This window comes from Ruminiclostridium cellobioparum DSM 1351 = ATCC 15832 (assembly GCF_000621505.1).
GTDB classification, from domain to species: domain Bacteria; phylum Bacillota; class Clostridia; order Acetivibrionales; family DSM-1351; genus Ruminiclostridium; species Ruminiclostridium cellobioparum.
Genome location: NZ_KK211295.1, coordinates 59,795 through 80,429, shown reverse-complemented (window position 1 = coordinate 80,429; position 20,635 = coordinate 59,795). Strand labels below are relative to the sequence as shown.

General features: G+C 42.0%; 23 protein-coding genes. 19 read left to right on the top strand and 4 right to left on the bottom strand.

Annotated elements, in window-relative coordinates:
* Positions 1 to 533 precede the first annotated feature (533 nt).
* From T344_RS0125630 to T344_RS29325, 18 genes are all read left to right on the top strand, one after another.
* Positions 534 to 1,049, top strand: coding sequence for a LiaF transmembrane domain-containing protein (locus T344_RS0125630; protein ID WP_004625518.1), 516 nt, complete (start codon positions 534 to 536; stop codon positions 1,047 to 1,049).
* A 96-nt stretch (positions 1,050 to 1,145) separates the two neighbouring features.
* Positions 1,146 to 1,352 carry a hypothetical protein gene (locus tag T344_RS0125625; protein WP_027631072.1) on the top strand — a complete coding sequence of 69 codons (207 nt, stop codon included), beginning with the start codon at positions 1,146 to 1,148 and terminating at the stop codon, positions 1,350 to 1,352.
* Between the two features lie 101 nt (positions 1,353 to 1,453).
* On the top strand, positions 1,454 to 1,612 hold the full coding sequence (gene rd, locus T344_RS30635) for a rubredoxin (RefSeq protein ID WP_004625534.1): 159 nt from the start codon (positions 1,454 to 1,456) through the stop codon (positions 1,610 to 1,612).
* Positions 1,613 to 1,745: 133 nt separating this feature from the next.
* The gene (locus T344_RS0125615; RefSeq protein ID WP_027631071.1) at positions 1,746 to 2,462 is read left to right on the top strand and encodes a gamma-glutamyl-gamma-aminobutyrate hydrolase family protein; all 717 of its coding nucleotides are present in this window, start codon (positions 1,746 to 1,748) and stop codon (positions 2,460 to 2,462) included.
* Positions 2,463 to 2,501: 39 nt separating this feature from the next.
* Positions 2,502 to 3,353, top strand: a complete 852-nt coding sequence (locus T344_RS0125610; RefSeq protein ID WP_207641878.1) for a mechanosensitive ion channel family protein — start codon at positions 2,502 to 2,504, stop codon at positions 3,351 to 3,353.
* Between the two features lie 22 nt (positions 3,354 to 3,375).
* Positions 3,376 to 3,588 (top strand): DUF951 domain-containing protein, encoded by a 213-nt coding sequence (locus T344_RS0125605; protein ID WP_027631069.1) that lies wholly within the window; start codon positions 3,376 to 3,378, stop codon positions 3,586 to 3,588.
* 136 nt (positions 3,589 to 3,724) lie between these two features.
* The gene (locus tag T344_RS0125600) at positions 3,725 to 4,018 is read left to right on the top strand and encodes a hypothetical protein (protein ID WP_004625660.1); all 294 of its coding nucleotides are present in this window, start codon (positions 3,725 to 3,727) and stop codon (positions 4,016 to 4,018) included.
* A gap of 227 nt (positions 4,019 to 4,245) precedes the next feature.
* Positions 4,246 to 4,950: a Crp/Fnr family transcriptional regulator gene (locus T344_RS0125595; protein ID WP_027631068.1), complete on the top strand. Its 705-nt coding sequence runs from the start codon at positions 4,246 to 4,248 to the stop codon at positions 4,948 to 4,950.
* 34 nt (positions 4,951 to 4,984) lie between these two features.
* Complete coding sequence (locus T344_RS30110) at positions 4,985 to 6,805, top strand: cache domain-containing sensor histidine kinase (RefSeq protein WP_051572278.1); 1,821 nt, start codon at positions 4,985 to 4,987, stop codon at positions 6,803 to 6,805.
* A complete protein-coding gene (locus T344_RS0125585; protein ID WP_027631067.1) occupies positions 6,789 to 8,378 on the top strand; it encodes a response regulator transcription factor in 1,590 nt (529 codons plus the stop codon). The genes T344_RS30110 and T344_RS0125585 overlap by 17 nt, the downstream gene beginning before the upstream one ends.
* Positions 8,379 to 8,579: 201 nt before the next feature.
* On the top strand, positions 8,580 to 9,467 hold the full coding sequence (locus tag T344_RS0125580) for a carbohydrate ABC transporter permease (protein WP_027631066.1): 888 nt from the start codon (positions 8,580 to 8,582) through the stop codon (positions 9,465 to 9,467).
* Positions 9,467 to 10,300, top strand: coding sequence for a carbohydrate ABC transporter permease (locus T344_RS0125575; RefSeq protein WP_027631065.1), 834 nt, complete (start codon positions 9,467 to 9,469; stop codon positions 10,298 to 10,300). The genes T344_RS0125580 and T344_RS0125575 overlap by 1 nt, the downstream gene beginning before the upstream one ends.
* 48 nt (positions 10,301 to 10,348) lie before the next feature.
* A complete protein-coding gene (locus T344_RS0125570; RefSeq protein WP_027631064.1) occupies positions 10,349 to 11,668 on the top strand; it encodes an ABC transporter substrate-binding protein in 1,320 nt (439 codons plus the stop codon).
* 206 nt (positions 11,669 to 11,874) lie between these two features.
* Positions 11,875 to 13,101, top strand: coding sequence for an FprA family A-type flavoprotein (locus T344_RS0125565; RefSeq protein WP_034863194.1), 1,227 nt, complete (start codon positions 11,875 to 11,877; stop codon positions 13,099 to 13,101).
* Positions 13,102 to 13,147: 46 nt separating this feature from the next.
* Positions 13,148 to 13,846: an iron-sulfur cluster repair di-iron protein gene (gene ric / locus T344_RS0125560; RefSeq protein ID WP_027631062.1), complete on the top strand. Its 699-nt coding sequence runs from the start codon at positions 13,148 to 13,150 to the stop codon at positions 13,844 to 13,846.
* 19 nt (positions 13,847 to 13,865) lie between these two features.
* Positions 13,866 to 14,093 (top strand): DUF1858 domain-containing protein, encoded by a 228-nt coding sequence (locus T344_RS0125555; RefSeq protein ID WP_027631061.1) that lies wholly within the window; start codon positions 13,866 to 13,868, stop codon positions 14,091 to 14,093.
* Between the two features lie 11 nt (positions 14,094 to 14,104).
* Positions 14,105 to 15,337 (top strand): DUF438 domain-containing protein, encoded by a 1,233-nt coding sequence (locus T344_RS0125550; RefSeq protein WP_027631060.1) that lies wholly within the window; start codon positions 14,105 to 14,107, stop codon positions 15,335 to 15,337.
* Between the two features lie 31 nt (positions 15,338 to 15,368).
* Complete coding sequence (locus T344_RS29325; RefSeq protein WP_207641877.1) at positions 15,369 to 15,596, top strand: hypothetical protein; 228 nt, start codon at positions 15,369 to 15,371, stop codon at positions 15,594 to 15,596.
* An 87-nt stretch (positions 15,597 to 15,683) separates the two neighbouring features.
* On the opposite strand, the gene T344_RS31295 is transcribed toward T344_RS29325, so the two are convergent.
* Positions 15,684 to 15,836, bottom strand: coding sequence for a hypothetical protein (locus T344_RS31295; protein ID WP_169738714.1), 153 nt, complete (start codon positions 15,834 to 15,836; stop codon positions 15,684 to 15,686).
* Positions 15,837 to 16,169: 333 nt separating this feature from the next.
* On the opposite strand from T344_RS31295, the gene T344_RS0125535 reads away from it, so the two are divergent.
* The gene (locus T344_RS0125535) at positions 16,170 to 16,967 is read left to right on the top strand and encodes a MerR family transcriptional regulator (protein ID WP_027631059.1); all 798 of its coding nucleotides are present in this window, start codon (positions 16,170 to 16,172) and stop codon (positions 16,965 to 16,967) included.
* Between the two features lie 88 nt (positions 16,968 to 17,055).
* On the opposite strand, the gene T344_RS0125530 is transcribed toward T344_RS0125535, so the two are convergent.
* The 3 genes from T344_RS0125530 to T344_RS0125520 all read right to left on the bottom strand — a co-directional run bounded on the left by T344_RS0125530 (position 17,056) and on the right by T344_RS0125520 (position 20,635).
* Complete coding sequence (locus tag T344_RS0125530) at positions 17,056 to 17,748, bottom strand: DUF4956 domain-containing protein (protein WP_004625599.1); 693 nt, start codon at positions 17,746 to 17,748, stop codon at positions 17,056 to 17,058.
* A gap of 28 nt (positions 17,749 to 17,776) precedes the next feature.
* Positions 17,777 to 18,529, bottom strand: coding sequence for a polyphosphate polymerase domain-containing protein (locus T344_RS29320; RefSeq protein WP_034863191.1), 753 nt, complete (start codon positions 18,527 to 18,529; stop codon positions 17,777 to 17,779).
* Positions 18,530 to 18,709: 180 nt separating this feature from the next.
* Entirely contained in the window at positions 18,710 to 20,635 is a 1,926-nt protein-coding gene (locus tag T344_RS0125520) for a carbohydrate-binding domain-containing protein (RefSeq protein WP_027631058.1), read from the bottom strand.

Sequence of the window (20,635 nt, the reverse complement as noted above, 5' to 3'; positions counted from 1 at the left end):
CGGTTAAAGGCGTTTGAGGTGAATTGCAGTGAACAAAATAAATTCATAAAACATGTTAAATAAAACAATACAATTAATTAAATAAAGGTACGCGAGCACAATTAAATCAATGGATGACTCGGTTAAAAGTGCTTGCGGAAATTGTGGGCGAAACATAAGTATATCAGGCGGCAAAGTGACAGGACGTCACTTTGAGCATCAACTCGAGACAGGATGTCGAGTGTTGTGCGACGCCTGAAATACTTATGTGAGCCATACTATTTCCAGCAAGCACTTTGTGAGCATCCATTGATTTAATTCGTGCGGGAGTACCTTAAAAACACAATGTATTAATTGTATTATTTGTTCAATTGTTTTATGAATTTATGGTGAACTTTCAGACTTTTCTTTTTATTAATCTTATAATATAGTATAAAACAATTGCACTTTAAATTATAATAGAGCCTCCGGCGGGTCATACATTTCGCAAAGGCCGATAGGTATCCCGGAGCGTATTTGGATTACTGTAGTGTTAATAATAAGAGGAGGATTTTATGAATAATAGGCGAAATGGCACCATGATAGTCGGTTTGATATTAATACTGATCGGTATTGCTTATTTGTTGAACAACTTTGGAATTTTTGAGATTTACTTTGATATTTTTGATGTTGGTTTCCTGTTCTCAACCTTCTGGCCAATGTTTTTAATAATACCGGGCTTGATATTCCACTATTCCTTTTTTACCGCGAAAACTTCTGATGCGGGTTTACTGGTTCCGGGAGGAATTTTGCTGGTAATGGGTCTGACCTGTCAGATATCTATGATATTCAATGCATGGGCTTACATGTGGCCGGGCTTCATACTGGCAGTGGCGGTTGGTTTGTTTGAACTGTATATATTCGGGACAAAGGAAAAGGGTCTTCTGATACCTGTATTCATTCTTGGAGGCTTGTCACTCATATTCTTTGCAATATCCCTGGGGAGGATAACCATATTAAGATTGTATCTCATTCCTGCCATATTAATCCTGGGCGGTTTGCTGATAGTAGTAAGAAACCGCAGAAATTAAAATTTCAGATAAGTGCCCCTTTACCGCCTGGTGCATATAATAATATTAGTCATTAACTCGAATTCCATGGGGATGGAGTGAATAAAGGTGTATTATATGAGTAGATATGATGATATCATAACCAGGTTGGAAAAGCTGGAAAGCTATGTTTACAATGAAATTGATCAGCTGATCTATGAAAATTTTAAAAGCAATGGCGGGACCGGGGCGGAGAATAGCGGTCTTATCAGGTACAAACCGTCAAAACATCAAAAAGCATATAAGATAGATAGAAATTTTAAAAAAAGATGTTATACCAGATAAAAGTTGGGAATATATATTATTAACTATGGAAGCCTTGTGAATAATGGGGATTCCGTAGTTAATTATTTTGTAATATACTAATTACAAGGAGTGGATAAACGATGGATAAATACGTATGTACAGTTTGTGGTTATGTTTATGATCCTGAAGAGGGGGATCCTGACAGCGGAATAGCACCGGGCACTGCTTTTGAAGATATTCCGGATGATTGGGCATGTCCTTTGTGCGGAGTAGATAAGAGTATGTTTGAAAAGCAATAAAACTGAACACCAAGTTACTGAAGACGGTTTTCCAGAGCGCATGCGCATAGGAGAGCCGTTTTTTAAATATTTTTGCAAAAGATGTCTAATAAAATAAGACATTGTTAAATTTATTTAAAGGGGTGATTTCTGGATGTATAGAGGAAAGCCTGTTATCGGAATTACAGCCGCTTTCGATTTTGAGAAAAGCACAAGTAATTTAAGGGATGACTATTATGAGGCAATAATTCAATGCGGTGCCGTTCCTGTCCTGATTCCTGTAACTGAGGTAAAAAGTGTCTGGGTGGAATACCTTGACATATGTGATGGAATAGTATTATCAGGAGGGCCTGATATTGATGCAGTGTATTTCGGACAGAACAATATGCCTTATGCCGGAGAAATATCCCCGGTCAGGGACGGAATGGAGATTTTTCTTGCAAAACAGGCTCTGGCTATGGATAAACCCATACTGGGCATATGCAGGGGAATACAGGTGCTGAATATCGCCGCAGGCGGAAGTATTTTTCAGGACATTTATGCGGAGAATAATCCTGATAACAAGCTTATACAGCACAGCCAGCCGGCTCCCAGATGGTTTCAGATACACAGTGTGAATATTATGGAAAATACCTGTCTCTTTAGCATATATGGAAAAGAGCTGCTAAGGGTAAATTCCTTCCATCACCAGGCTGTAAATGAGACAGCTCCGGGTTTTACCATAAATGCTTATTCGGAGGACGGAATAATAGAGGCCATCAGTAATGAAAGTAAAAAATTTGTTCTGGGGGTTCAATGGCATCCCGAAAATCTGTGGCGTAAGGATAAAAAACACTTAAAGCTGTTTGAAAGGCTTGTTGCAGTGTGCTAAAATAAATTAAAAACTAATGGATGGACGAGATAAGACAATATGAATGAATTTTCGATACTGACAAAGATAGACAATTATTTGAAGGATTTTCTCGGAGGGTTTCACGACCCTGTTTTCAAGGTTGGAAAAATTATATTGATAATTGTTTTTTCCATTTTAATTGCCAAAGCAGGGAAGATCATAATCCGGAAGTTTTTTGAAAAGCAGAAAAACCTTAAGTTCAAAATGAGCGACAAAAAGCTGGACACCATGTCTACTTTGATTGCCAGTGTCTTTAAATATGTTGTATATATATGGGCAATATTGATGATTTTGTCCGATGTCCTGAATCTGAAATCGGTGCTGGCGGCTGCCGGGGTTGGCGGCGTGGCCATTGGTCTCGGGGCCCAAAGCCTCATAAAAGATACAATATCCGGGTTTTTTATACTGCTGGAAGACCAGTTTGCAGTGGGGGATCTCATAACCGTGGACACCATGACGGGAACGGTTGAAAATATGGAACTGCGTGTCACAAGGCTTAAAAGTTTTAACGGTGATACCTATATTATTCCTAACGGTGAAATCAAGAGGGTCACCAACCATACCAGAGATAACAAGATGGTTATAGTTGATATCCCTGTTGCCTATTCCTCCAGCATGGAAAAGGTGTATGAAATAGCGCACGGTGTGTGTGAAGAGGTAAAGGCGGAATTTGCAGTATTCACCGAGTTCCCTTCAGTTATGGGTATAACCGAGCTGGGAAAGCAGAGCATCAATCTGAGGATCATAGCCCGCACATACCCCAATGAACAATGGGCGGTGGAGCGGAGGATCAGGTGGAAAATCAAAGAGGCTTTTGAAAAAACAGGTCTGGAGTTTTATGACAGGACTGTGGTTACAAAAGAGGATTAAATATGGCACATTGGAGGCTAATATGGCGGATAAATTTGCAGTTGGAGATATTGTTGAGATGAAAAAGCCGCATCCCTGCGGAAGCAAGCAGTGGGAAGTGATCAGAACAGGTGCCGATTTCAGGATAAAATGTACGGGCTGCTCACATCAGGTGATGCTTGCCAGAACAAAGTTTGAAAAGGGAGTCAAAAAGATCATTAAATCAAATGGCTCCCAGGAACCTGAGAATTCATAACAGTTTAGTATATGTATAGCTGGTGATGTATAGGAAATACAAATGTGGTAACACTTAGTAATAGTACATCGGGCGAGGAAGATAAGACGACTGATTCTTATGGGAATGCCGGTGAAAATATTACCAGGAGGCTAAAATGGGAGAAGTGCAAAATACCACACCATCGGAAAAATTTGAAGCTGTAATAAAAGAATATCTTCATCAGGGAAAAGAAAAACTTGAAAATGATCTGGCGGGTACAAGGGAGGCAATAAAGCTCATAGCCAGGGACAAAACCAAAAACTTCATGAGGACTATGGATTTGGGCTTAAGCGAAGAGGAAAGAAATTGTCTCAGTTCCCTTATAATCACAAGCATGTACCAATCCTTCTGTTATGGTTACGGCATCGGGAAAATAGAAGGAGATACAAAGCAAAAGGTCTGTCTGTAAAATATAAGCTAGAGAATATAAGTCAAAGAAATAAGCTTAATAAAATTTATTAAAAATGAACTGTTGTAAGGAGTCCGGCTCCTGATAACAGTTTATTTTATTTTTTGCATATGAAAGTTAATATATTTTTTGTGTTAAGTAATTTTATTGGTGGTATAATTGGGCTATATCAACTCTGATCAATTCTGTTCCGGGTATTTCAAAAAGGTGTATTAAGGAGGGATCACATGGGTTTTACCGGTTGTTCCTGTGAAAATTGCCATAACAAAATGTGTTCCAAAAGGGTGCCTATATTCTCGGCCTTTAATGAGGAAGAGCTGAGCAGGGTATCCGGTTTGATAATACGAAGACAGTATAAAAAAGGTGAACTCATAATACTTGAGGGGGCGCGTCCCGAGAGCCTGATCATTATAAACTCCGGACGTGTCAAAGCATACAGGAATACAATTGAAGGCAGAGAGCACATACTATACATTTTTTCGGAAGGGGATTTCTTCGGAGAAAAAAATCTGCTGCTGGACCACGAAGCGACCTATAATGCCGAAGCTCTTGAAGATACAGGGATTTGCACCATTAATAAAAAAGCCTTTCAGGAGCTGATGAGAGAGTATCCCGAGCTGAGCTTCAAGGTCATGGAGGAGCTTTGCAGCCGCCTGGCCAGGCTTGAAAATACAATTGAAAGTATGGGCACAAAGAATGTAGAGCTCCGGGTAAATTCCGTGCTTGTGGAGTTCAGTGAGAAATATGGCAGTCAGCATCCAAGGGGAATACTGGTTGAGCTGCCCATGAGCCGTGAGGGTATAGCCAATTATATCGGTCTCACCCGTGAGACGGTAAGCCGGAAAATGAGCCTTCTGCAGGAGGAAGGCATTATTGAGATGGTAGGTAATAAGAAAGTGATTATTCTGGATATGGAACGACTGTCTCTTTGAAATTAAACCAAATTTTACAAAAGGAGAGTAAACAGTGTTTAAGAACCCTTTCAGAAAATTTTCCAATCAGATTATTCTTGTTTTCTCCACAACCACCATATTGATAGTGATAGCCGCAATTCTATTGTTTTACATAAGCACTACCAAAATAATCCGCACAGAAATCATAAATTCGAACGAAAAGGTTCTGGAAACAGTAAATAAGAATTTTGATGATTATATGGGAACTATAAAGGACTTTACCCTGAGTATAAGATTTGACAACAGGATCATGGATATTTTAAACACCAACAGGGTTGAATATGGGGATGATGTCTATATCAATGCTTTTATAAGAACCATGTATTATTCCAGAAATGATATTTACAGCGTAGAACTGCTGGTACCCGGCATAAACAAGTCCTATTCCATATCCAGAAGAACAATATGGGAAGACAGGGATGTTCCGAACAATAATATTTTAACCCAGGATCTTGAAAACGTGACTGAAACCGATTGGTTCAAAGCCACTGTCAATAATAAAAGCTACCTGTATATAAAACCGGAAGTAGTATTTTTAAACGGCAGGGCTGTGTATCCCAACGACAAGCTTTTTACCATTTACAGGACTATAATAAATGTCTATAATAAGGAACCGCTGGCGGTCATAGCAATTACCTGCAACACTTCCGGAATGAAAAAGATCATAAGTGACTTTTCCATAGAAGACAGTGAGATGCTCAGTGTATATGACAATACCGGCAGAATATTCTTTGTCAGCAACGATTATCTGATCAAGTCCGAGGTCCTTGAAATAATATCGGACTACAACGGAAACACCGGAGGAAAAAATGACAACCGAACAGTTTTGGGCAACCGGCTCTTGGTAGAAAGTAAAAAGGATAATTGGAAAATGGTCAAGCTGATATCCCTGGAGACCATGGACAAAAAACTCGGGCAAACCAGAAACCTGTTCATACTGGTGATTTGTATAGCATCCTTTATTTCGGTCATGTTTATTTTCTTTATCACAAAACCCTTGACCGCATCACTTAAAAAACTTATGAAGCAGATGACCCGGGCGGGAAGGGGAGACTTTAAAACAAGGGTTGAAATCAAAGGAAGCTATGAAGTGGTGGCACTTGCCGACAAATATAACTCTATGATCGGTGAAATAAATGAGCTGATTGAAGAAAATTATTTGGCTGAAATAAAAGAAAAAAATGCCCAGTTAAAGGCGCTGGAAAGTCAAATAAATCCTCATTTCCTGTACAATTCACTTCAGGCAATATCAGCCAGGGCCATAGCCGGCGAACAGAAGGACATATGCAGAATGACAGAGGCACTTGCCTTTAATATGCGGTATGCCTTCAAACAGGAGGGAATGGTAACTGTCGGGATGGAAATGAAGCATATAAAGAACTATCTGCTGCTTCAGGAAGCGAGATTTGAAGACCGCTTGAAGGTTGACATCAATATTTCGGAAGAGGCTTATAATATATCCATTCCAAAGATATCCATTTATACTCTTGTGGAAAATTCCGCTGAACACGGTTTGGAAAACACAATCAATCAGGTGGTAATAAAAATTGATGTACATGTTTCCGAAGGTTTCCTTGTTGCGGCAGTATGGGATAACGGGCAGGGAATCACACCTGAAAGACTTGAGGAAATAAGAGGCTGGTTTGCAAACAGGCAAATGGCTTTTGAGGATAACGGGAACATCGGCCTCCGCAATTTAAACGGAAGAATCAAGCTGTTGTATGGAGAAAAAGCCTGTCTTACCATAGACAGTATACAGGATACAGGTACCACGGCAACAATGTATTTACCTTTGAAGCAGGAAGAGGAGGAACCGGATGAACCCCAGTTTTGATGGAATAAAAAGCAGCACACACTTGTACAAGGCTCTGATAATTGACGATGAACGTCCTGCAAGACAGGCTGTTTCGGCCCTCGGCAAATGGGCCGAGCTGGGCATAGACTTCCCGCTTGAGGCAGCAGAGGGCAAAACCGGCCTGGAAATCATGAAGAACCATAAACCGGATATCGTACTGGTGGATATGAGAATGCCGGTGATGGGAGGTCTGGAGTTTATTAAAGCTGCCTCGGCGGAATTTCCCAATTCCAAATATGTCATAATCAGCGGTTACAGTGATTTTGAATATGCCAGAACGGCAATAAAGTATAACGTGGCAGACTATTTGCTCAAGCCTGTAATTGAAGAGGAACTGGATAATGTCCTGAGACAGGTTGTACAGGGTCTGGACAGCGAACGCCTTTCGCTGCAGTACAGTCCTGTGGCTCATATAGCAAGGATGCTTTCAGCTGATCCTGAATCCTCCCGCTGCGGCAGTATATACTACGGTATTGCAGCAATCTATCTGGTGAACCAATTCCGGGAGGAGAAGGAAAAGAAGTTCGATTTCTCTCAAAAGGCCTCTGAAATATCCCGGCTGGTTTTAAAATGCTGGGATGACAGGAGTTGCTGTTTGGCCATAGCTGAAAATGACAGGCAGCTTCTGCTGGCAGTGAAGGTTCCGGCTGCAGCCGGGGACAGGGTGCCTTCAGAGGATAGGCTCAGAGCGGATGCGGCCCGGCAGGTGGAAAAGGTGGTGGAAGCTCTGAGAACTGACTATGGTGTATATACAATAGCTTCTGTCGGAAGCTTCCATCCAAAAATAGAAGCTGTTTTTGAATCTTATAGGGCAGCCATGGAGCTTCTGAATAATATTAACCTGCTGGATAACAGCAGGAGTGTTTTTACTGCCGCAGACACCAACGATATGCCTAAATGGCTTTCGGTACTGGGAAAAAAAGAACTTTTCACCCGCGCTTTCGACCAGAAAAATCTGAAATCTGCCCGGGATATTGTGGAGCAGTATTTCAGCAGTATAAAAAAGCACGGCTATGTGAGCAGGGAGGATTTAATAAGAATTACTCTTGAATTTATGACTGTTTTCCGTGAGATTGCGGTAGAAAAAGGTGTGATGGAAGTAAAGCGGATAATACCGCAGGCAGGCGACAGAAATATATTCTCCGGGTGTTTTAAGACAGAGGACTTCGGAGGTTTTATCCATAGTGTATTCAAAGCTTTGGTCGAAAGTACTTCAAACCCGCAGACCTGTTCGATACATAATATTATTATTGAAATAAAGGAATATATAGACAACAATTATTCCGAGGAAATAAATCTGACTACCTTTTCCTCCAGATATCACATGACAAGGGAGTATCTGTCAAAGCAATTCAAGGAACAGTTCGGCCTGGGCATTTATGAATATGTATTGAAGCTCAGGATGACAATTGCGGCAAAATATCTTGAGGATTTAAATATCAAAGTACAGGAGGTAGCTCAACGGGTAGGATATGCCGATAACAATTATTTCAGCCGGGCCTTTAAAACCTTTTACGGTGTTTCACCCAAGGAATACCGGGGCAGAAACTGATAGCCCACATAGTCCTGGCCAGCATTGATATAAGCATAAAATTGTACATATTACACAATTGCTGTTTATATCAATGCTGGTTTTTTGTTCACATTTTTCCATAAAAACTAAACTGATTAGTCCATTCTTTACATTGATGTTTGTATATATAATTAAACTGCAGTCATTGATATTACTTTTGCTTGCGTCATGGAGGCCGGTATGAAATCAATCGGACAAAGGAAAACAAACAAATTGGAAATTGTTCTGTTTATATTGCCCTGCCTTATTCTCGTGGGAGTTATATTTTATACTCCCTTTATCCTGAGCATGTTCTACTCACTGACACAATGGAACGGTATAGCCAAGGAACCCGTTTTCATAGGGTTGAGGAATTTTATCAGATTATTTACCGGGGATTCCGGTTTTGTTAGCTCAATAATTTTTACCTCAAAATATGCTTTTTTCTATATCATATCCAGCAATGTAATTGCCCTGGCCCTCGCCGTACTGCTGGTCAAGAAGCTTTTAACCGCAAACATCCTCAGAGCGGTATTTTTTGTACCATACATTATGAGCATGATAATTGTAGGGTTTATATGGAGATTTATATTTTCCCAGGGCTTTAATTCACTGTCGGAAATCACAGGCTGGGGAATATTTGATATGAGCTGGCTGGGGGACCCCGGACTGGCATTTGTATCGGTAGTCGTGGTGGCAGTATGGCAGTCTTTGGGCTTTTATATGGTTATTTATATTGCCGGACTGCAGGCATTACCCGAAGATGTTCTTGAGGCGGCAGTTGTGGACGGTGCCAGCGCTCCAAGGAAATTCTTCAGTATTACTCTGCCGCTTCTGGGGCCGTCAATTACAACATGTCTTTTTTTGTCTCTTACAAATTCAATCAAGGTTTTTGATATAATACTTGCTTTAACTGCAGGCGGTCCGGGCGGATCGACCTACAGCGTAACCTATGACATATACCGTGAAGCTTTCCAGAACAACAATTACGGGTACGGTGCGGCAAAATCCCTGGTATTGTTCATTATAGTTGCGGGGATTACGGTTATCATCATGAAGGGCTTCAGAAGCAGGGAGGTTGAGCTATAATGAAGAAAAATACACTGCTGGGGCGGATTGTTCCCGAAATATTGCTGTCAGCCTTTGGCCTGCTGTTTATGTATCCCGTCATTTTGATGGTTATAAATTCAATAAAGCCTTTCAGGGAAGTTGTCATGGATGTGATAGCATTGCCGGGGAAAATCGAGTACCAGAACTATTTATATGTTATAAAATATATAAACTACCCCAGGCTGTTTTTGAACAATTTTTTAATCACAGCACTGGGCATAGGAGGCATAGTACTTTTTTCATCAATGGCGGGTTACATGCTTTCAAGGCATAAAAACGGATTTACAAGGTTCGCATATCTGTTCTGCATTGTCCCCATGCTTATACCGTTTCAGACCATTATGATTACACTGTTAAAGGTGTCAAAGACACTTGGACTGTCGGAGAGCATACCGGGATTGGGAATTCAGTACTGGGGATTCGGAATTCCCATGGCTGTCTTTATCTATTCCGGTTTTGTGGGCACAATTCCGCGGGAGATTGACGAAAGTGCGCTTATTGACGGAGCCTCCACAGCCGGTACGTTTTTTAAAATCATATTCCCGTTGTTGAGATCCATAACGGCAACAGTTATTGCCCTTGATGTAATGTGGATTTGGAACGACTTTCTTTTGCCTCTGCTCATGGTTAACGGATCGGTCAAAACCAAGACACTGACGCTTGCGGCCTACACCTTTGTGGGACAGTATAACACTCAGTGGCATTATACCATGACGGCGATGGTCCTGGCTGTTTTTCCGTCCATACTGTTCTTCATATTCATGCAGAAATATATCATCAAAGGTGTTGTCAGCGGTGCAGTTAAAGGCTAGAACCTGTATTCAGGTCTAAATAAAAAAATTTTAAAGGAGAGAAGAGTAATGAAAAAGCGAATTTTATGTTTAGCCATGTCTCTTTTAATGACTGTCAGCATATTTGCCGGCTGCGGTAAAGCCGGGGAACAGGCTCAGGTCTCCGGAGGATCGAAATCGTCCGGGACGGCAGTACAATCCTCAGCGCAGGATAATACCGCCGAGCCTGTAACAATAAAGCTGTTTGTCAACAGTCCGGAATATGCAGATGCCATGAATGCATATATTGCAGAGTACAAAAACGTCAAGCCCAACGTCACAATAAATCTTGAAACAATTCAATCCGATTACCCCACAATGCTCAAAGCAAAAATAAATTCAGGCGATATGCCCGACGTATTTGCCTCAACGGCCGGCGGTGAAATCAAGGCATATGCGGAATATTCGGCCGACCTGACCGATCAGCCTCTGGCAAAAGCCATGACTGATGAAGTACGCGCCAATATGTCCTATGACGGCAGGGTGTACGGCTTCCCCATCAAAGCAAATACCTTCGGTATGATTTATAACAAGGAAATATTTGAAAAGAACGGGATCACAGTACCCAGGACTTTAACAGAACTTTCAGCAGCATGTGAAAAGCTTAAAGCGGCGGGCGTTCAGCCTTTCACAACCGGCTACAAGGAATGGTGGGTATTCAAGCATGCCTTTATGCACTTCTTTGATGCCGCGCAGCCGGACGATGTGGGCGGGCTGGTCAACAAATTTATAGCAGGCGAAGCTAAATTTAAAGATTACCCGGCTATTAACGATAATTTCTTCAAATTTGTTGATATATCTGTGCAATACGGCGATGCAAAGCCGCTGGAAACCGATCTCAGTGCCGAAATAGCCGCATTTGCCACAGGAAAGGCAGCTATGATAGTCGGACAGGGACCCTGGGTAGAAGCTGACATAGTGAAAATCAATCCCGATATCAAAATAGGCTTTACAGGATATCCGACCACCGAGGATCCAAAGGATGCCTTCCTGACAGCAGGAGCTGACCAGGCAACAAGAATCTACAAGGATTCCAAGGTGCTTCAGGATGTGCTTGATCTTTATAACTGGCTGTTTACTTCAGATTATGGAAAAAAATGGTTCTCGGAGGTGGCAAAGGTTATTCCTCCCATAAAGGAGGCACCAATGCCTGATATGCAGATTACAAATGAATTAAAGACGTATCTGGCTTCAAACAAGGCAGGAGATCTGTACATAAACTATTCACTTGACAGTTTCCATCAGAAGTTTGGTGAGATTATGCAGGGATACATAGCTAAAACATACACGAAGGATAAGGCTATCCAGGAAATTGAAACCGTATGGCCGCAGCTTGGGGCTGCAAAATAATAAATATACAATGTTTTTATACAGGGAGTGCAGTAAAATGAAGGGAATTCATTTTACTGCACTCCCTTATTACTTTTTTAAAAAATTTTTGGAATTATGATTCCAGTCACAGTTTTATTTCCAATCCTGCTGTATCTTTAACACATCAAAGGAAAACCAGATAAATAAACAATATAATAAATATAAATGCAGGAGGTATTGAAATTATGAGTGTACAAATAAATGATAAAGTATACTGGGTCGGAAAGGTTGATGACAGAAAAGTCCCTTTTCACAGGCTCATACTTGAAAGAGGAACGACCTATAACAGCTATCTGCTCATGACAGATAAGCCGACGATAATTGATACGGTGGACATAGCCTTCGGCAGGGAATATGTGGATAACCTGATGAAACTGATAAATCCAGAGGCCATAGAGTATATAGTGATAAATCATGTAGAGCCTGATCATGCAGGTGCATTGCCGGCACTTGCAGCAAAAGCGAAAAAGGCAAAAATCGTGACTACGGAGCTTGGCAGCCAGCTGCTCAAGGATATGTTCAGACTGCACCATAGGGAGTTTGTAATTGTCAGGGATGGAGACAGCCTTGACATAGGAGGCAAGACCCTGAAATTCTTTGAAACACCTTATCTTCATACCGGGGAGACAATGATTACCTATTCTGCGGAAGATAAGACACTGTTTCCCTGTGACATTTTCAGCACCCATATCGCTGCCGGAGAATTATTCAATGACCTGGCCCAGGGTGAGTATCTGGAGGACTTCAAGGTTTATTACAAACTGATTATGGCACCCCACAGACCATATGTAAGAGATATGCTGGATAAGATAAGTGCGCTTGAGATAGAGATGATCGCTCCTTCACATGGGTATATCCTCCGTGAAAATGCTGCTTCATTTATAGGGCTATATGATGATATGAGCAAGGATTCCGGGAATAATAAGACAAAGAAAGTGGCCGTTGTATATTCTACAATGACAGGAAACACCGCAAAGGTGGCACAAAGATTGGTAAAAGGGCTTGAAGATAACGGAATAGCAACCTCGGTTTTCAATCTGAAAAGCGCTGATATAAAGGAAGTAACGGAGGTAATCAAAGAATCCGACGGGCTTCTGGCAGGCAGCTCCACAAAGTATGCCGATATGGTGGGAAGTGTTGAGGAACTGTTGAAAGAATTAAAGGATATCCCTGTTGAGGGTAAATTCGCTGCCGCATTCGGATCATACGGCTGGAGTGGTGAAGCCATTGTGCATATTGAGAATTATCTTGCAGAGGCAGGCTTCAAGGTTGTAAATCAGAATTACCTCGTAGGGACAATCGGAGTTGATGAACAGTTATTCCCCTTAAGGGTGAAGTTTGACAGGGAAGAGGGCATGGAAACCGCAGAAAAGGCCGGGGACGTTTTTGCGGAACTGGTAAATTCAAATTAATTAAATCCGGGGAAAAATAAAATGTGATGGAAAAAGGAGGAGACAAATGCTGACAAATATCAATACATCTCAAAGCATAGGTGAAATTGTTGCAGTACTTCCCAGGGCAAGTGAAGTTTTCAGAAAGTATAATATTGATTTCTGCTGCGGAGGAAACAGGCCTCTGGCCGCAGCGATACAGGAACAGCAGCTGGACGAAGCCGAAGTGCTGCAAAAACTGGAAGAGGTCCGTTTTGAAACAAGGGAACTGACCAAAAGGGTAAATTTACGTGAAATGAAATCAGGTGAACTTATCGGATATATTGTGGCTACCCATCATGCCTACTTGCAGAAGGCATTGCCTGAAACCGGAGAACTGACCGCAAAGATACTCAGAGCGCACGGGTCCAATCACCGGGAGTTGTTCAGGGTTCATAAGCTGTTCAACAACCTCAGGACTGAACTGGAGCAGCACCTTATTAAAGAGGAGGAACTGCTGTTTCCTCTCATAAACAAGTACGAGGCAGGTCCTTCCGACAAACTTGCCGGGGAGATAAACAGGGTTATGAAGGAAACCGAGGAGGAGCATGAGGGTGCGGGAGATATTCTAAAGGAACTGAGAAAAATAACTGCGGACTACACAGTTCCGGCAGACGGCTGCAGAACCTTTGAAAAGGCCTATTCCATGCTTCAGGAACTGGAGGGCGACCTGTTCCAGCACATTCACCTTGAAAATAATATTTTGTTCAAGAGATATGAATTATAAAAGGGAGGTTACTTGAAATATGGAAAAAATTATAGACCTGAATAAGTCTGTACATGACCTGTGCAAGGAAAAGCCGGAAGTGATAGAGGTTCTCAGGGAGCTTGGTTTTGACCAGATAACCAACCCTGCCATGTTGAACACGGCAGGAAGATTTATGACAATTCCCAAAGGTGCTGTTATGAAGGGTATAGATTTGGGAAGAATTAAGAGGGAATTGGAAAACAGAGGATTCAGTATTAAGGAGTAGGAGGTTTTTTTATGAGCGAGTTCATAAATAATCGTGAATACAGGCAAAAGGTTTTAAAGGAAATAATTATGGAGCTTCACCACGGCAAATCTGTTGATGAGGTCAAGGCCAGATTTGAAGAACTTATAAAGGGGATTTCTCCAACAGAGATATCCGAAATGGAACAGGCGCTCATAATGGAGGGAATGCCCGTTCAGGAGATCCAAAACCTGTGCGATGTGCATGCGGCGGTTTTTAAAGGTTCTATCGAAGAGATACACCGGCCTCAGAAGCCGGAGGAGATTCCGGGCCATCCGGTGCACATATTCAAGCTGGAGAACAGAAAGATTGAAACCCTGGTAAACGACAGGATCAAGAAGCATATCGAAGAATACGGCAGCGCTGGCAGTGATGAAAGCATAAAGCTTCTGACCGAGGATTTTAAAAAGCTGTGGGAGATCGATAAACATTATTCCAGAAAGGAAAATCTTCTGTTCCCCTTCATGGAGAAGTATGGAATAACTGCTCCTCCAAAGGTTATGTGGGGAGTGGACGACGAAATAAGAGCCGCAGTAAAGGATATACTTAAAGCTTTGACACAGGACGGAAACAACAGGGCTGAGATTGTTCAGAAAGCAGGAGAGGCTTGCAACAGGATCACTGAAATGATTTTTAAAGAGGAGAATATTCTTTTCCCGATGGTGCTTGACACATTGGCCGAGGACGAATGGCTGAAAATCCAGGAAGCCAGCTCCGAAATAGGCTACTGCATGGTAGAACCCAGTTCAAAATGGCAGCCCGTCAAGGTAAATGTGGAGCAGAAAGCAAAAAGTGAAGGCGAACAACCCGCGCATGACGGGTATGTGAAGTTTGACGCAGGAATATTAATGCCGGAAGAAATCAATGCCATGCTCAATACCCTGCCTGTAGATATAACCTTTGTGGACAAGGATGGCTATGTAAAATATTTTACCCAGGGAAAAGATCGGATATTTGCAAGGCCCAAGACCATCATTGGAAGAGAAGTAAAAAACTGTCATCCACCTGCAAGCGTTCATATAGTGGAAGGTATCGTTGAAGATCTGAAATCAGGAAAGAAGGACAATGAAGACTTCTGGATCAAGATGGGAAGCAGATATGTATATATCAGGTATTTCGCAGTGAGGAATGATAAGGGTGAATTCCTTGGAACTCTGGAATTTACACAGGATATCAAGCCGATCCAGGAGATAACCGGAGAAAAGCGCCTTGTGTCCGAGGGCTGATAATGAAAATTACTGAGATAAAAAATAAACTGTGACTTTACTCACAGTTTATTTTTTGCTTCCAAACAAAGCCTATATTGATGAAATGGGCACTATCAGTGAAACTTTTATGGTATATAAGGAAAGGTTCAACACAAGATCAAAGATCAGTGCCAGCCCTGACTCCTTTGCAAGTGAATCTGACAGGGTGTTCAGCGTTATAGAAAAGAGAATAGACAGGGAAGAGTCTCATTACATAAATTTTTACGGGGATAAATAACTTCCGTTAAGGGGTATTTCTATTGTAAAAGAAAAAAGACATAACCTGGAAGGGAATGTCTTTTCTCTTTGCTTATTGCCTATTTGACTATGTGAGACCTGCCTTTTTATTTCCTGTCTTAGCCTTTCCCTGTATCTCAGGAACCGGTCTGACATCATTCTTTTGAAAATGTTGTGAATGGTTGCTTTCTGTTCCATGAGGTTCTGAAGGATCAGGCCTCCTCATTCCTTTTTTAGCCATGTTTTTCACTCCTTGAACGCTTTGTAAGTATCAGAGGTGTTATTAAAACAACTCACAGTTATTTTTTCAATTTGAATGAAATATATTCTTTAGGAAATTTTAATTCATTTCTGTCTTATCATTTAAAACACTTTCCAGAAAAATACCAAACAGTTGTTTAACCGGTTCAAAAATGCCGGAAGTAGTGTACCCTTTGCAGGATAATTCAGGGAGTAAGGGATACTTTGGTAAAATTTTCTCAAAAAATATTATTTATCATATTGACCTTCTCAATGTGATAAGGTGTAGTATATAAATGAACCGGTTCAAACCATATTTCAAAAGGAGAAAAACATGTTTACCATTGGCGAGTTTTCAAGATTAAGTCATGTATCCTCACGTATGCTGCGGCACTATGATGCCATTGGACTGCTGCGCCCGGCACATACGGGTGCTGAAAACGGGTACCGGTATTACGATGCCGCACAGCTGCCCATACTTTTGCAGATTGAAAATTTAAAAAGCTACGGTTTCACACTGGCGCAGATTACGGAACTGCTTACACTGCCCCGGGAGGAACTGGTACAACGCATCCACTGCAGAAGGCTCAAAGCTTATGAGGAATTGCACGGCTTCAGGAAAACTTTACGCAGGATGGAGGACGAAATTGTTAAAATGGAGGGTAAGAGCATGGTTCAGGACAAGTATCACGTCATAGTAATGAATACCCCGCCGCAAAGAGTGTTTGGCATTCGAAGAAAGGTCAGTATTGGCGGGATTCACGATTTATTTCAGGAGTTGAAGGAGGAAATTGGGAAGAGAGGGCTTAAAAGGGCCGGAGCAACTCAGCTCATATATCTGGGAGAGGAGTTTTCCTATGAAAACATGGAGGTTGAGGCACAGGTTCAGGTATCCGGAGAGCATCCGGAGATACAGGAGCTGCCTGATCAGCTTTGTGTAGCTACAACCCATATGGGGCCTTATGAAAGGGTGAAGGATGCTTACGATGCAATTTGCAGCTGGCTTTCGGAACATCCCGAATACCAGGTGTCAGGCCCGGGGATCGAAAGGTATATAAAGGATGAGGAAAGTGTGTCGGATCCCGAAGAGCTGGAAACAGGCGTGCTTTTTCCGGTTACAAAGGCAGAATAAAAGAATTGCATTCCAAATAAAAGAAAGCTGGAAGTTACAAGTAAAATCCAGCTTTCTTTTTATGCCCGTTTGATAAAAAGTGAGTTTTTTATACTGCAACCCTGTCTTCATATTCCTTCAGGGTAAGGGATATATTCAGGTTACCGTTTCTGCATCTCAATTCATCTATGAATTGCTTCTGTTCATTTACCGACTTCAAATTGATTATATATACAATTTCAAAAATCGTACCGAAATCTGTGGTTTTAACACGTTTCATATTCCAGGAAGTGGTGTAGCGCTCCAGAATGTCATCAAACAGCCCTTGAAAATTCAGATCCTCCGGTATTGTGATTTTGAGCAGCATACAGGCATTTCCCGGATTGCCGAATTTAAAATTATGAAGCAGAGCCATCACAAGACAGAGCACAATTACAAATATTGTTCCGTAGGCAAGATAACCCATTCCACAGGCCAGACCCACTGCCAGGGAAAAAAATACATAGGCTATATCCTTGGGGTCTCCGGGGGCACTTCTGAACCTGATCAAACTGAAGGCACCGGCCAGGCTGAAGGCTCTGGCAACATTGTTGCCTATGAGCATTATTATTATTGATATTATTGCAGGAAGCATGATCAAGGTGATGGTAAATCCTGCGGAGTAACCTTCCCGCTTGTGAGTTCCTATATATGCAAGGCTGACGATCAGCCCCAGTATAAGTGCTGCTCCTAAAGCCGCAAGCACACCCGAAAGTGTAAGGGTATCACCCGAAGCCGATACAGGAAAAATTGAATCCAACATTTAATTCTCTCCTTTATACTATTAAAATTTATTTGATTGCCGTTAACATTTGCAGGCTGTCTGATACCGCCTGCTTGTAGTAACGCTGGTACTCAGTCCCATATTTTGAAAAGCTGGTTTTATATACTTTAAGTTCCGATAGAAGCCGGGCCAGCCAGATGGGAACAGCTCTGGATATTTTAACTTCCATGAGGTATTGTCCGTCGTCCAGCAGCTGTTCTCCGAAACAGCCTTTTTCCAGGTTCAGTTCATTTCTCCTGGTAATGATATTACTGTCAAAGGTGATTCTGAACTCCCTGTCGTCTTTGCCGAAAAAGGCCATTCTGTTATAACTGATATAGGCTGCAGGATACACTTTATTTTTGCTCAGGAAGAACGCCAATTCATTGATAACCTGTACACCTATATAGTTTTTAGCCGCAGGTTTGCTGCCTTCCTCCACGAACCGGCAGGCTTCCCGCAAGGTCATAGCTGCCCTTCTTTTGTAAACTACGCCTGCGGTTTTCTTTTTGAGCTCCAGGTATACTTTTGAATCCGGTGAAGTAGCGGGAGTATAGCTTCTTAATCGCAGTTTTTCCTTATATTGGGGCTTGGAAAGAGATGTCCGGATCAAATTACTGTCAAGCGTGTCATAATAAATATTGTAGATACTGTAATTTCTATATCCTCTGCAATATTCGTCCGGATTCATATACTCCGTTATTTTTGGCAAGAGCGTGTTGAACTGTTCACTGGACAAAAGAAATTTCATTTCATACCGTTTAAAAGTTGAAATTGCCATAATAAACCTCCTGTCTGATGTAATAATCAAATTGTCATTCCTGGATATATTTTACCATATTTTTACAATAAATTAATACTGATTTAACAAAAATTTGATATGATGAAAGACAAATATTAAATTTAAAGTGTTATGAGATATAATTGAGAAATATTTCTTTTACGTGAAAAGCATATGCGATCAGGGATTTCCGGGACTGCCGCCTCCCATGAAGCCTTTGCCGCCGGGACCGCTATGTCCTGTAGTTCCAACAGCAGTCACGACCTCCGAGACTGTAAAACTTTCATATTTTGTACCTCCGCTGTATGTGCCGCCTGTGAAGAGGCCGTCTTTTTCCGTTCCGCCCGAATTGCCTCCGTAATAAACGTCATAGGTTGTACCTGTTTTAATCTCCGGTGAACTTATCACTATTGTCTGATAGTCTTTTTCCGGTGTAAAAGTGAGCAGGTCCTTACTGTCACTGGACTTTATGTGAACCATCGTACCTGCCGGCATTGTCTGGGCGAAGGATATCATTGCGGAATTTTGAGTAGAGGCGGTGCCGGGTGCCTGTGCCATTCCGGAACTTCCGGCAGCTGCCAGAAAGCCTCCCGTCATTTTGAAGGCTCCGTCATAATCGAGGGCGCCGTTATTGTTTTCAGTGGGGCCGCTGATTATTACCGTTCCGTTTGTCATAAGGATTGAGCCGTTTGCATCAAGGCTGTCTCCGGCGGAATTGACGTAAATGTAACCGCCGTTTATATTCAAGGAAGCACTTCCTGAAGAATTTGAATTATTTTGTCCCGGGCGTCGGCCAACGGGTGAACTGCCTGTGCCGTCTGAAGCATTTATTCCGTCATCGCTTGTGTTTATACGGATGTCACCGCCGTTAATTGTTATACTGGTGCTTTCGATACCTTCACAGGCCCTGGTTATATTAATTTCGCCATTGTTTATTTCAATACTTGAATCGGCATGAATACCATCATCTCCTGAAGCAGCAGTGACATATCCGCCATTTATTGAAATGCTGCTGTTGGAATGGAGAGAGTCATCTGCCGAGTCGATATCGATAGTTCCGCCGTATACGGTGATACCGGCTGCTGCTTTGATGCCTTTTTTACTGTCGGAGTCACTGCCGGTGTCAGCAATACCCGGTTGATTGTCCGGTTTTGTCTCTCCATTGGCACTGCCGCCGCCGGAAGATATCCTGATATCTCCTGTTTTGACCACAACGTTTGTTTCAGCTTGGATTCCATCCTCCTGGGCTGTTATGCTTACGGTGCCGTCTTCAATTAAGACAAAGCCTTTTTGGGAGTCTTCATCATTGTTTGATTTGATGCCGTCCTGCCGGGCATTGACATTCACTATTCCGTTTTTTACTGCGACAAAATCCCTGCCCCTGATGCCATCCCCTGTTGAATTCACAGTTATGTTGCCGCTCATGATTTTTAATTCATCCTTACTTGTGATAGCGTTTTTGTAATTTGCATTTACCGTCAATGAGCCTGTTCCGTTGACAGTCAGATCGGATTTTGAGAAGATGGTTGCATTGGGCTCATCGGAATCCTTATTTGATAAAACATATGTTTTGCTGTCGGTTAAATTGTTATTTGAGCCTTCTGCCAGTACTATTACTGTCTTTTTAGCCCGGGTTATATAGACTGGTGAACTGTCGGAACTTGTAATATTCGCTCCGTTCAGAACAAGTCTCACTGTTCCCTTGTCTTCAGTGTCTACCAGGACTTGCCCGCCGTTTAAGGTTCCGCTTATAATATATGTTCCTGCAGAAGTAATTGATACATTGTTGTCTTTTATTGCGACTCCGGCTCCATCCCAGGTTATGGCATTTGTTTTTAAAAATATATTTGTCGCATCCCCGGTGTTCCAGCTGGCGTTCTCGTCATCCGAGTCATACTGTACTGATACATCAGCTTTTGCTGCAGTACCTGCCTGTGCCGTACCTGTATTGGCAGCCATTGACCCCACGGCTGCCTGGGAAGCCGAACCGGAATTTATGGATGCGGCCGTATCTGAATTCCCGGCTGTGCAGGCTGTCAATGAAAAGCCAAGCAGTACAGCAATTAAAACAGGAGTGAACTTGTATTTTGATCTTTTATTATGCAT